We start from the raw sequence: 12781 nt of genomic DNA on the forward strand, positions 1-12781 counted from the left end.
GGCCCCGCTCGTCACGTCGCGTGGACGCTTCGCGACACGCCTCCCGCGCCCCGCCGCGCGGCGGCTCCCAAGGGTGTCCACGGGATGGCAACTGCCCGCCTCTACTCCATGACCGTTGTTTTTTCCATGTGTTCGTTTCATTGACGTCGTGTAAACCGAATGGCTAACGTGACTGCATCCCCCGGGTGCTGAGCACCCCACCCCGGACACGCGAGGCAGGCATGAGCGGCATGAGCAACACCGTGAACACCGTCCTGGGCCCGGTGCCGGCCGAGGAACTGGGCGTGGTGGCGGTCCACGAGGCGCTGCTGTCGGTGGTTCCCGGCGCGGAGCACGCCTTCGACATCACCATCGACCGCGCCGAGATCTTCGAGACCCTCGCCGCGAAGCTGAAGGACTTCCACGCCCACGGCGGCGGCACCGTCGTGGACAGCACCGGCATGTTCCACGGCCGGGACGTCCCGCTGTACGAGGCCCTCTCCCGCACGACCGGCGTGCACATCGTCGCCTCCACGGGACAGGGGCCCGAGGAGATGCTCGGCGGCTACTTCCTCACACCGCAGACCAACCCGCCCACCCCCTGGCCGGCCGACCGGTTCGCCGACCTCTTCACCGGCGAGATCGCCCAGGGCATGGTCGTCCCCCGAGTGGAGCGGCGCGGCCCCGCCGGGCTGGTGGCCACCACGGCGACCCGCCAGGGCATGACCGCGACCGACGAGAGTCTGTTCCGCGGGGCCGCCCGTACCGCTCTGAGGACCGGCGTCGCGCTCTCCGTGCGCTACGGCGCCGACGCGGTCCACGACCTCGGCGTCGTCCTGGACGAGAACCTGCCGGCCGACCGCGTCGTCGTCGGCGGACTCGACCGCGCCGACGCCGTGGCCGCCGATGCCCCGACGGCGATCGCCCGCAAGGGCGCCTACGTCGCGCTCGACCACGTCGGCACGACGGACGAGGACCATCTCACCGACGCCGAGCGCGCCGCTCTCGTCGCCGAACTGGTCGCGGCGGGCTTCGGCGACCGGGTCCTGCTCTCCAGCAACGCGACCGGGGTCGCCAAGGGCCACCCCGCCGCCGACCTGCCGTACAGCTACCTCCTCACCACCTTCGTACCGCTGCTCCACGCGCGGGGACTCGGCGACGAGGACGTGCGGCGGATTCTCGTCGACAACCCGCGCGCACTGCTGTCCGTGCGCTGAGCACCCCCGCGCCCCCGCGCCCCCGCGCCCCCCTGCAAGTTCCCTCCCCCGAAGGTGAGTTCCATGTCGCGCGTCAATACCGTCCTGGGGCCGGTTCCGACCGAGGAGCTGGGCCTCGTGGCCGTGCACGAGCACATCGGCTACGGCATGCCCGGTTCCGAGCTGGACACGAAGTGGTGGAAGAGCCCCGAGCGGCGACACGAGGAGACCGTCCCGAAGCTGCGCGCGTTCCACGAGTACGGCGGCGGCACCTTCGTCGACGCCACCGGCATCTGCAACGGCCGGGACATCGACCACTACAAGTCGCTGTCCGCGAAGACCGGTGTCCACATCGTCGCCTGCACCGGCTTCGTCGGCGGTGACACCGCCCTGCCGCACTTCGCCCACGCCGACGTGGACTACCTGATGCGTCAGTTCGTCCACGAGATCACCGTCGGCATCGGCGGCACCGGCAGCCTCGCCGGCGTCATCAAGGTCGGGGTGAGCCGCGGCGGCCGTATGACGGAGCTGGACAAGCGGATCTACCGCGCCGCCGCCCGCGCCTCGCTGCGCACCGGCGTACCGATCCTGACCCACCTCGCGATCGACGCCGAGAACGCCATCGCCATCTTCGGCGAAGAGGGACTGCCCCTGGAACGCGTCCTGTTCGGGCACGTCGACGACGGCGTGAACGCCGACAAGACGCGCGACGTGTGGATCGCGGAGCAGGGCGGCCGGATCGGCTTCGACACCTTCGGCTACGAGACGGAACTGCCGGACCCGCCGTTCTGGGCCCGCCCCCGCAAGGAGCGGCTGGACCACTTCCTGCGGTTCATCGACGGCGGGCGCCGACTGAAGCAGGTCCTCGCCTCCGCCGACGCCAACTGCAGCCCGCTCGGCTGGCCGGGAGTCAAGGGCCACACCGTGAACTACCTCTTCGAAGACCTCATCCCCGACCTCCGCGACGCCGGGCTCGACGAGGCCGCCATCAGGACGATCTTCGTCGAGAACCCCGCGGACTTCCTGACCATCCAGTCGCACTGACCTCCAGTCGCACCGGCTACTCAGTCGCACCGGCCATTCAGTCGCACCGATCACTCAGTCGCACCGATCACTCAGTCGCACCGGCCACTCAGTCGCACTGACCATCAAGAAGCAGAGAGAACCAACGATGCAGCTCTCCGAGATCAAGAACCTCAAGATCGCCGTGGTCGGGGCGGGGTACGGCGGCGCCGCCGCGGCCAAGGCGCTCAGCCTGCTCGGCGCCCAGGTCGACGTCTACGAACAGGCCGGCCGGATCGGCGAGGTCGGTGCGGGCATCGGCCTGCGCCCCTCCACCATGAACCGCTTCCGCGCCTGGGGCATCTTCGACGCGATCGCCGGGGCCAGCTCGCCGAGCGACTACTTCGAGATCCTCTCCGCCACCGGCGACCCGATCATGAAAGAGGCCTGGCCCGCCGCCGGCGAGCAGACCCACACCCACCTGATCCACCGCGGTGACTTCATCGACGCCCTCCTCGGGGTACTCCCCGAGGGGATGGTCCACCTCGGCCACAAACTCGAGACCGTCCAGGACCGGGGCGACCGCTCCGTCCTCACCTTCGCCGGCGGCAGGACCGTCGAGGCCGACCTGGTCGTGGGCGCCGACGGCATCAAGTCGGTCGTCCGCCGACAGCTGTTCAGCGAGCAGGACCCGGTCTTCTCGGGCGAGCACGCCTATCGCACGGTGATCCCCGTCGACGCCGCCCACGGCATGGTCGTCGACGACAACCTCCGTATGTACATCGGACGCGGCACCAAGATCTACCTGCTGCCGCTGCGCCACCGGGGTCAGGTGTCGTTCGACGTCACCGCCCTGAACCCCGACGGTACCTGGGCGCCGCAGGTCACCAGGGACGACCTGCTCGCCACGGTCGCCGGCTTCGACGAGCGGCTGGTGAACATCGCGCGCGACCTCGACATGGACACCGTGAACGTCCGCGCCGTCTACGACATCGACCCCGTCGACACGTGGCACACGGACTCCGTCGTCCTCGTGGGCGACGCCGCCCACTCGATGCTCCACCACCAGGGCCAGGGCGCGAACTCGGCCATCGAGGACGGCGGGGCGCTCGCCGACGCCCTGCGGGACGCGGACTCCCTGAAGGAGGCGCTGGCCCTGTACCAGGCCACCCGCAAGCCGGTCACCGACGAGTTGCAGCGCATCTCCCGCCAGGGCTGGACCGAGGAAGAGATCAGCGACGTGTTCCCCGGCCAGAAGCCCGCCGCGGCGGCAGCCCCGAAGGAGTGACGACCATGCCCCTGCACCCCGAGATCGCCAGGATCCTCGCCTCCCTCCCCGCCCCGCCGGACGGGCCGCTCGACCCGGTCGCGATGCGCGCCGCGGAGGAGTCGCAGGTACCGCCCGTCGAGGACCGTACGCCGCTGCACGCGGTGGAGGACGTGACGGCGAAGACGCCCGCCGGCGACATACCGGTACGCGTGTACACCCCGTCCGAGGCCGGCCGTCACGGTGTGCTGGTCTACTTCCACGGCGGCGCGTTCTTCCTCGGCAGCCTGGAGACGCACGACCACATCGCGCGCTCCCTGGCGAAGGAGACCCGGCTGAAGGTCGTCTCGGTCGGCTACCGCCTGGCACCCGAGGCGGCCTTCCCGGCCGGCCTGGACGACGCCTACGCCGTCGTGCGCTGGGCCGCCGAGGAGGACGCGGGCCTGTCCTGGGACGGGGGGACCCTGGCCGTCGCCGGTGACAGCTCCGGCGGCACCTTCGCCGCCGCGGTCGCGGCCCGCGCGCACGACGACGGGTTCGACCGGATCACCCACCAGATCCTCTACTACCCCTCGCTCGACCTGGACTTCGACACCGACCGCTACCCCTCCCTGCGCGATAACGCCCGGGGCTACGGCCTGGAGACGGCAGGGCTGAAGCCCTTCAACGCCTTCTACCTCGCCAGCGGCGCCGACCCCGACGACCCGCTGGTGTCGCCGGTCAAGCGCGCCGACCTCACCGGGCTGCCGCCCGCGCTCGTCGTCACCGGCCAGTACGACCCGCTGCGCGACGAGGGCGAGTTGTACGGGCAGCGCCTGCGGGAGGCCGGAGTGGAGGCGAAGGTCAGCCGGTACGACGGCGCCGGCCACGGCTTCGTCCAGCACTTCTCCTGGATTCCGCAGTACTACGCGGTCTTCGCCGAGACCAGCGCGTTCCTCGCCGGGCGCTGACCGGTCCGACGCGCCCCCGGGGGCGCCGTACGCCCCGGGCTGCCCCGTACCCGCCCGTCCGAGCCCAGAAAGAGGACGAAAGAGGACCATGACCCACGAAGTCCCCATCCACCCCCTGGTGTCGCCCTGGGGCCGGTTCGGTCTCTACAGCTTCTTCATCGACGCACCCGAACCCGCCGTCGTCGACACCGGCATCGCCTCCTCGCCCGCCGAGGGGATGGCTCCCGCGCTCCGGGCGCTCGGGCGCCGTATCGAGGACGTGCGCTGGATTTTGCTGACCCACGGTCACATCGACCACGTCGGTGGCGCCCATGCCCTGTGGGAACTCACCGGCCGCCGCGCGAAGGTGGTGATCCACGAGGCCGACGCGCCCCTGCTGCGCTCGCGCCGCGCCCACGTGGAGGAGTACCTCGCGGGACGGGGGCGGTACCTGCACGACCCCGAAGGCGAGGCGAAGGTGACGGCCGCCACGCAGTCCGTCATCTCCGGGGAGATGGAGCCGTCCGTGCTGGTCAAGGGCGGCGAGACGCTCTCCCTCGGCGGCGACGTCACGGTGTCGGTGCACGCCCTGCCGGGCCACACCGCCGGGTCGGTCGCCTACGTCGTCGACGGGCAGCGCTCGGTGTTCACCGGCGACGCCGTCCAGGTGCACGGGGCCGCCAACGGCTTCCCCGGCTACACCGACCCGGCCGCCTACCGCACCAGCCTGGAACACCTGCGGGACGAGGTCCGGCCGCGCCACCTCTACCTCGGGCACCCCTACCGCCGCGCCGACGGAACCCCGTACGGCGTCGAACTCGACGAGGCGCAGGCCCGGGAGGCCATCACCCAGAGCCTCGCCGTCGAGGAACGCGTCACCGAGGCGGCCTGCCGCTGCCCGGAGTCCGGCCCGCAGGAGGCGGGCTCGCCGTACGCCCCCTTCGCCGGGGCGGCCGAGGAACTCGGCTACACCGGCGATCCCACGCTTGAGCCGTCGCCGTTCTTCACCTCGATGCACGGCTACCGCACGCGCAACCGGAACCTGCGACACAGGAGTTGACATCCATGACCGACTTCCGAACGATCCGGGCCGGCCGGCGGACGATCGCCGTCCGCAAGGACCTCCGGGTGCCGATGCGCGACGGCGTCACGCTGGCGGCCGACACCTACGGCCCGGTGGACGACACGCCCCGCCCCGCGCTGGTGGCCCTCAGCCCGTACGGCAAGGAGCTCCAGGCCCTCGCCCTGACCACGCCCCCGCAGCGCCGCCCGAGCCCGATGTGGGACGGCTGCATCGAGGCGGGCGACATCGCCCGGGTGGTGGACGAGGGGTACGTCCACGTCATCGGCGACCTGCGCGGTTCCGGCGCCTCCGAGGGGGAGCACATCGGCAACTACAACGCCGGTGGTGTGCCGCTCGGGCAGGACGCGTACGACTTCATCGAGTGGGTCGCCGCGCAGCCGTGGTGCGACGGCAACGTCGGCATGATCGGCATCTCCTACTTCGGTTCGATGCAGGTGCTCGCCGCGGCCGAGCGACCGCCGTCCCTGAAGGCGATCTTCGTCAGCGGCGGCCACTTCGACTTCTACGAGACCACCTACCACGGCGGCGTCATGTGGTTCATGCCGCGCGCCGCCCGCGAGGGCCGCGGCGGCGACTCCGGCTGGGCCTTCACCGACGGCGTCAAGTCCCGCATGCTGGAGACGTTCTCGGCCGAGGAGATCCGCGAGCGGGTCGCCGAGCGGCTCCGGGACCCGGACGTGGCCGCCTGGCCCAACCTGGTCCATGTGCTCAACTACCCGAAGAACCACGAGGCGTGGTTCGACATCGTGATGAACGAGGTCGACGGCGACTGGTACGAGGAGCGCAACCCGGTCACCCTCGCGCCCGCCATCGACATCCCCGTCTGGCTCCAGATCGACCAGGGCCGCGGCTGGACGATGGACGGCACCATCGAGTTGTACCAGTCGTTGAAGGGCCCGAAGAAGCTGGACATCGGGCCCTACCCGCCGATGCAGTCGCGCCCCTTCGTCGAGGAGCACGACAAGATGTTCCGCTGGTACGAGTACTGGCTCAAGGGCATCGACAACGGGATCATGGACGAGCCCGCCGTCTCCGTCCACGTCGAGGGCACGCGCGAGACCATCACCGCCGCCCAGTGGCCCCCCAGGGACGTCGAGTACCGCTCGCTGTACTTCCGCCCCCGCCGCGCACTCTCTTACGAGCCCGAGCCGATGGGCGCCGAGCACGCCGCCCCGGACGGCTTCTACCAGGCGCCGCTGACGGTGACCGACCAGGTGGAGATCCTCAGCTGGAGCACGGCCCCGTTCACCGAGCCCACCGAGATGATCGGCCAGGGCGCGGCCCACCTCTTCGCCGAGATCGACCAGCCCGACACCAACTTCATCCTGCGCCTGTGGGACGAGGCACCGGGCGGCAAGCGGCAGCTCATCACCACCGCCTACCTCAAGGCCTCGCACCGCGAACTCGACGAGGAACGCACCACCGAGGGCGACCCGCACCACCCGCACACCCGCGCCGTGCCGGTCGAGCCGGGGAAGACCGAGGAGTACGTGCTGCGCGTCTACCCGTTCGCGGCGACGTTCCTGCCCGGACACAGGCTGGTCGTGGAACTCTCCAACGACGAACCGCTGGCCGACGAGCACAACGCGCTGCTGCCGCCGGACGCCTTCCACCTGCCGGTGGGCCGCCCCGTCACCCACAAGATCTACCGCGACGCCGACCACCCGTCCCGGCTCGTGCTGCCGTTCACGAGGGCCGCGTCGGCGGACACGGCCCAGTAGAAGTCGGACGGGTCGGGCGGGCGGCCCGGAAGTCGGAGGACGCCGCCGCCGAGACCGTTTCGGGTGCCTCAGCCCGTGCGGGCGGTGATCTGCCCGCTGACGGAGAAGCGCGCCCCGCAGGTGGGGCAGGTCGCCTCGCCGAAGGCGTACGTCAGGGCGTTCGCCACCTCGGCGTGGCCGTCCGTCAGCGCCATGTCGTGGAGGCGGCGGCCGAGGCCGTCGAGGGCGCCCGGTGCGGCGGGGTGGAGCGGGAGGGTCCGGACGTCGTCCGAGAGGGCGTAGTCCTGATCCGTGCTGAAGAAGCCCCGCTCGCCCACGACCACCCAGGCGGGGGCGAGGCACTCCGGATCGGGGCAGTCGAGCTCGTACTCCTCGCCGACGATGCCCCAGAACAGGTCCTGCGCCCAGAGGATGTCGCCTTCGAGGTCGAGGAGGGACTCCAGCAGGTAGCAGTAGTCGTTCCGGTCGGTGGTGGTCCTCCGCAGCCGGCCGGCCGAGGTCACCATGCGGGCGACCTCGGACGCGCGCCGGCTCCGCAGGTCCCGGGTCTCGTGCCACTGGTCGGCCTGGACGAGGAGAGCGCCGGCGAGATGGAGGGCGGCAGCCGCCGTCTTGGTGTCGTCGCCCCGGGCCATGTCGCTCAGCGCGGTCATGACCAGCGGATCGGAGACGTCCAGGGTGCCGTTGTGGAAGAGCTCCGTCCACAGGTCGCTCCACGCCTGATCGTCCCGGCCGGTCGCGGCACGGTCCAGCAGGGCGGCCAAGCGGCCGGACCCGGCCCCGTCCACGGGGGAGCCGGGGGAGGCGGGACGGTCGGAGAAAGCGGAGGAGCCGGGGGATGCCGTCGTCACCCGGTCATCCAAGCACCGGCCGTCCAAGCGCCGGCCTTCCGGGTACCGCGATGCCGGGCCCTTGGCAGGCACTCCGCCCCGTCGGCCCTCAGCTCCCGAAGACCGCCTCCGCGACGGAAAGGAACGCCTCCTCGGGGTCGCGGCCGTCCAGGAAGTCCGTCAGGTTGTGGCTCAGCAGCAGCGCGGCGAAGCCGTGGGCCAGGGACCAGGCGGCCACCCCTGTCCGACGGGCGTCCCCGGCGTCGGCCTCGGCACCGTCGGCCGTCAGGCCGGCGACGCCCTCGCGCAGGACGCGGGCTGCCCGTTCCCGGGCGGCGACCAGGGCGGGGTCGTCGGAGCGGTAGAGGGCGGGCTGGAACATCACCTGGAAGTGCGCCGGGTGGTCGGCGGCGAACCGCACGTACCGCGCGCCCCGATCCCTGAGGCCGGTGACCTCGGAGAGGGAGTCCGCGAAGAGGGTGTACGCCTCCGTCGCCACGGCCGTCAGCAGGCCCGTGCGGTCCTTGAAGTGGTGCGCGGGCGCGGCGTGCGAGACCCCGGCGCGGCGGGCCAGGTCGCGCAGGCTGAGGGCGGCCGGACCCTCTGCCGCGATGACGTCCACGGCCGCAGCCAGGATCGTCCGGCGCAGGTCGCCGTGGTGGTACGAGGTCTGGTCGCCGCTGACGTCCCGGTCGGTGCTCATGTGCGTACCGTACGCCGCATCTAGTCATTGACAAGTTCGTGGAGCGGGTGCACGCTGGCGGCAGAGTATCTAGGCAATGACTAGATGCCGGGTCGGTCGATCGCGGAGGTAGGGAGCATGTCCGAGGAACTGGGGCGCGTCCGGCAGATGTGGCACCTGCTGGAGCCCTTGCACGCCGTTCTCTACTACGCGCCGGAGGCGTTCGAGGAGGCCGCCGCGCTCGGCTACGACGTCGAGGAGCGCTGGCCGAGCTATTTCGCCTGGCGCGCGGCCCCGGCCGGGGCGTCCGGAGGGGGCGAGCCCACGGCGGAGTACGTCACCGAGGCGTTCTACAGCTTCAGCCCCGCGATGGTGCGTGGGTACGTCCCCGGCGTCTGGGCCACGGCCGGCCCGGAGGCGGTGCTCGCCGCGCGGGTCCGTGCGGTGGACCGTGCGTACCGGGCGCTCCTCAAAGCCTGGATCGATGGGCCCGAGGCGGCCGAGGCGGCGGAGCTGGCCCGCCGTGCGGCGGAGGCGGCCGGCGCCGCCGGACCGGGCACCGGAACGGCCGACGAGCCGGGCGCACCCCCGCTCGGGGCCGCCAACTCCGCGCTCCCCTGGCCGGACGCCCCGCACCTCGTCCTCTGGCAGGCCGCCACGATCCTGCGGGAGCACCGGGGCGACGGTCACCTCGCCGCGCTGCGCGAGGCCGGCCTCGACCCCGTGGAAGCGCTGGTCTCGTTCGCGGCGGTGGGCGCGGCCCCCGTCGAGGTCTTCGCGAGCCGAGGGTGGCGCGAGGGGGAGTGGGCGGCGGCCCGGGAGCGGCTGGTGGGCCGGGGACTGCTGACGGAGGACGGTACGGCGACGGAGGCCGGCCGGGCACTGCGTGCGCAGGTGGAGCGGCGTACCGACGAGCGGGCCGCCGGACCGTGGCGCGCGCTCGGCGAGACGGACCGGGCCCGCCTCGCCGAACTGCTGGGTACCCCGTGGCTGGAGATCATCGGCTCCGGGCTGCTGCCCGCGGAGAACACGCTCGGCATCGGGAAGGTGTGACAACCGGTCGGGACCGCGGGAGTGGTGCCGGTCGGTGCGGGGGCCCGGGGCGAGCGGGGGCTGGAATGCGCGCCCGGGCCCCCGCGTTCCGTTACGTATGGGCAGTATATCCGCGCGTGTCCCCCTCCCCGGGCCGCCCCGGGGACGGTCCGGCGACCGGCTTCCCGAGCCGGTCCCCGGACCGGACGCCGTACGCGCGCGCATCGCCGCCGAACGCGCCTCCACGAGCGAGCGGATCGAGGCGCTGCGACGCGACTTCGAGGGGATCGTCGAGGCGAACGCGCTGGTGGCCGTGGACGACGAGCACGACCCGGAGGGCTCCAGCACCGCGTTCGAACGGGCCCACGTCGCCGCCCTCCTCGCCCGGGCCGGTGAACAGCTGGCGGAGCTGGACCGCGCGCTGGAGCGGCTGGACCACGACGACTACGGGCGGTGCGAGAGCTGCGGCGAGCCGATACCGGCCGCCCGCCTGGAGATCCGGCCGGAGGCGACCCGCTGCGTCGCCTGCGCCGGGACGCGGGGGAGGCACCGGCGCTGAGACGCCGCAGTACCGGCGCAGGCGACGCCCGCCGCACCGGCGCCGAGGCGCCCGCCGCCCGACTGAGCGACCGTCACCCGGAGTCCCGTACGCCATGAATGGCAGCCGACGGGGAAGACGTCCGTAGGATTCCCGGGTTCGGATCTCTCTCCGTCAGGACGGCTGCCAGTGATATCTCTCCGTACGTACCGCGTCGTCCTGCCGGCCCTGAGCGCGGTTGCCGTGTTGTCCCTCGCCGGCTGCGACCCCGACGACCTCGCCGCTCCGGAAGGGACACCGGGCGCCGGAGCGAACGACGGCGCGCGGTCCACCGAGGGCTTCGGCGCGAGCCCGCTGGACAACCCCGACGGTACGAAGCCCGGCCTGGCACCGCTGACCAGCGACGCGGACCGGGCCCGGGCGCGGAAGGTCATCGAGAAGGTGCTCACCAAGGGGCGCGGCCCCAAGACCGGTTACGACCGCGACGAGTTCGGCTCGGCGTGGAAGGACACGGTGAACGGCATAGCGCTGGCCCGCAACGGCTGCGACACCCGCAACGACCTGCTCAAGCGGGACGGTCAGGAGGTGCGCTTCCGCAGCGGATCGGACTGCGTGGTGGCCTCGTTGACGCTCAAGGACCCCTACACCGGCACGACGATCGCCTGGACCAAGGCGAAGGCCACGAAGATCCAGATCGACCATGTGATGCCGCTGTCCTACGACTGGCAGATGGGCGCCTCGCGCTGGAGCGACGCCAAACGCCAGCAGATCGCCAACGACCCGCTCAACCTCATCCCCGTCGACGGCCCCACCAACGGCTCCAAGAGCGACTCCGGCCCCGCCGCCTGGCTGCCGCCGTACAAGCCGATCCGCTGCTCCTACGCGCTCCGCTTCGCCCAGGTCTCGCTGAAGTACGAACTGCCGGTGACCACGGCCGACAAGGAGATGATGCTGAAGCAGTGCGCGGCCTGACACCGCGCGCTGCCTGACGGTACGGGCGGCCTGACGGTACGGGCGGCCGGGACGTCCCGCTTCCGGGGTGCTCGAAAATGAGTTCTGTCCCGGGTTGCCGTATGCGTACGCTCCCCGGCGTGGACGACGACCGCATTCGTAAGATCGTGACCGAACTGCCCGGCCTGACCGACGTCAACGACGTGAGGGAGACGGCCGATCGCGTTCTCGCGCAGGGGAACCCCGCGTTCCTCGCCGACCTCGGTATCGCGCTGGTCCGGGCATACGGCTCCGGTGGCGAGCCGGGGTGGCAGTACCGCAGCGTCTTCGGCCACCTGCTCCGGTCGCTCGCGCTCACCCCCGGTCCGGGGAACGTCGCCCAGGCACTCCGGCTGGCCCGTGCCGCCCACGCCACCGACCGGAGCGTGAGCCGCCGCACCGCTTCCCTGCTGGCCTCCTGCCGCCCGGCCGAGGAACTGACCGTGGCCTTCACCGGGGAGGCCACCGAGGATCTGCGGGCCTGCCTGGTCCATGAACTGGTGCTCAGGGGCGTTGCCGTCATGGAGCTGCCGGCCGTCGCCGCGTGGGCGGGCTCCCCGCACTGGAGGCTGCATCCGCTGCGTTGGCTGCCGTGGACGCTGTCCGACGTCGAAGGGCGGCCGGAGCTGCCGAGCTACAGCCTGCACGGCGGCAGCCACTCGCTCCCGTTCGGCTCCGCGTCCGGCACGGGCGTGACAGCCGGCCCCGGACCGGTGCCCCGGGCCGAGGAGACCACGACCGAGGCCCTGGCCGGGCGCATCGGCGCCGCCGTGGCCAACTGGACCGAGGAGTCGAACGGGCGTGCCGAAGCGCGGGTGTTCGCTCTCGCGGGCCCCTTGGACGCCCGGTCCGTACCTGCGGTCCTGCGGTCCGTGGGCCTGGAGTGTCTGCGGGGCGAGGAGCGGGCGAGGAAGGGGACGAAGGCCAGGAAGAAGGCGAAGGCGACATCCTCGTTCTCCGTCGAAGCCTGCGGCCCGGACTGGGTGTGGGAGGTACTCTTCGCCGCCGCGTCCACGGGAGGTGCCTACAACTATGGTGTGGGCGGCGCCTATGGCCGGCTGGCCGCATGGCAGTCCCTGAGCGCCCTCGCCGGAGCGGCCGAGGGCAGCACGGCGGAGGAGGCCGAGGCGCGGGTACGGGCCTGCTCCTGGTACTCCTTCGGCCCCGCCACGGACTGGTTCGCGGACGTCGCCTGGGACATCGGCCTCGTCGCCCTCTCCCCGGACGGCGAACGACTGGCGGTACTGGCGGCTACGGACACCGACTGAGACGTGTCGCCACGCCGGTGCGTGGGTGCTGGTAGGGCGTGTGTCGAAAGTGGCGCCGGCCGCCTGAGCTCCGACTCCGTCAGCAGGTCGCTCGCGCAAGCGCGATCGCCACCAGCACCTGGGGCAGGGAGTCCGGTCCGCCGCGCACACGATCGCCGGACAGCGCCGAGCCCCCCGGCCCGGCGCTGTCCGTCCCGGGCGCCCCCGTCGCACGCCTCACCGATCGATTCACAGGCACACTTCACCTGTTCACTGAATTCCTT

Annotated in this window: 12 protein-coding genes; 10 read left to right on the forward strand and 2 right to left on the reverse strand. The window is 72.1% G+C overall.

Going from position 1 to position 12781, the window contains the following annotated elements; genetic code table 11:
* The first annotated feature begins 230 nt into the window (after window positions 1-230).
* From ACWD3D_RS23545 to ACWD3D_RS23570, 6 genes are all read left to right on the forward strand, one after another.
* A complete protein-coding gene (locus tag ACWD3D_RS23545; protein ID WP_451462793.1) occupies window positions 231-1196 on the forward strand; it encodes a phosphotriesterase family protein in 966 nt (321 codons plus the stop codon).
* A 63-nt stretch (window positions 1197-1259) separates the two neighbouring features.
* Window positions 1260-2219 carry a phosphotriesterase family protein gene (locus ACWD3D_RS23550; protein WP_451462794.1) on the forward strand — a complete coding sequence of 320 codons (960 nt, stop codon included), beginning with the start codon at window positions 1260-1262 and terminating at the stop codon, window positions 2217-2219.
* Between the two features lie 127 nt (window positions 2220-2346).
* Window positions 2347-3465 (forward strand): FAD-dependent oxidoreductase, encoded by a 1119-nt coding sequence (locus ACWD3D_RS23555; protein ID WP_451462795.1) that lies wholly within the window; start codon window positions 2347-2349, stop codon window positions 3463-3465.
* Window positions 3466-3470: 5 nt separating this feature from the next.
* Window positions 3471-4394 carry an alpha/beta hydrolase gene (locus ACWD3D_RS23560; RefSeq protein ID WP_451462796.1) on the forward strand — a complete coding sequence of 308 codons (924 nt, stop codon included), beginning with the start codon at window positions 3471-3473 and terminating at the stop codon, window positions 4392-4394.
* Window positions 4395-4482: 88 nt separating this feature from the next.
* On the forward strand, window positions 4483-5433 hold the full coding sequence (locus tag ACWD3D_RS23565) for an MBL fold metallo-hydrolase (protein ID WP_451462797.1): 951 nt from the start codon (window positions 4483-4485) through the stop codon (window positions 5431-5433).
* Between the two features lie 5 nt (window positions 5434-5438).
* Window positions 5439-7178, forward strand: a complete 1740-nt coding sequence (locus ACWD3D_RS23570; protein ID WP_451462798.1) for a CocE/NonD family hydrolase — start codon at window positions 5439-5441, stop codon at window positions 7176-7178.
* A 68-nt stretch (window positions 7179-7246) separates the two neighbouring features.
* Here ACWD3D_RS23570 and ACWD3D_RS23575 read toward each other — a convergent pair whose 3' ends face one another.
* Entirely contained in the window at window positions 7247-8029 is a 783-nt protein-coding gene (locus ACWD3D_RS23575; protein WP_451462799.1) for a hypothetical protein, read from the reverse strand.
* Between the two features lie 88 nt (window positions 8030-8117).
* A complete protein-coding gene (locus ACWD3D_RS23580; protein WP_451462800.1) occupies window positions 8118-8711 on the reverse strand; it encodes a TetR/AcrR family transcriptional regulator in 594 nt (197 codons plus the stop codon).
* A gap of 117 nt (window positions 8712-8828) precedes the next feature.
* On the opposite strand from ACWD3D_RS23580, the gene ACWD3D_RS23585 reads away from it, so the two are divergent.
* From ACWD3D_RS23585 to ACWD3D_RS23600, 4 genes are all read left to right on the forward strand, one after another.
* Window positions 8829-9743 carry an SCO6745 family protein gene (locus ACWD3D_RS23585; protein WP_451462801.1) on the forward strand — a complete coding sequence of 305 codons (915 nt, stop codon included), beginning with the start codon at window positions 8829-8831 and terminating at the stop codon, window positions 9741-9743.
* Window positions 9744-9840: 97 nt separating this feature from the next.
* Window positions 9841-10281, forward strand: coding sequence for a TraR/DksA family transcriptional regulator (locus ACWD3D_RS23590; RefSeq protein WP_451462802.1), 441 nt, complete (start codon window positions 9841-9843; stop codon window positions 10279-10281).
* Between the two features lie 168 nt (window positions 10282-10449).
* The gene (locus tag ACWD3D_RS23595) at window positions 10450-11232 is read left to right on the forward strand and encodes an HNH endonuclease family protein (RefSeq protein WP_451462803.1); all 783 of its coding nucleotides are present in this window, start codon (window positions 10450-10452) and stop codon (window positions 11230-11232) included.
* 119 nt (window positions 11233-11351) lie between these two features.
* Window positions 11352-12518, forward strand: coding sequence for a DUF6183 family protein (locus ACWD3D_RS23600; protein WP_451462804.1), 1167 nt, complete (start codon window positions 11352-11354; stop codon window positions 12516-12518).
* The last annotated feature ends 263 nt before the right edge of the window (window positions 12519-12781 follow it).

The sequence above is a fragment of the Streptomyces sp. NPDC002690 genome, assembly GCF_053592415.1.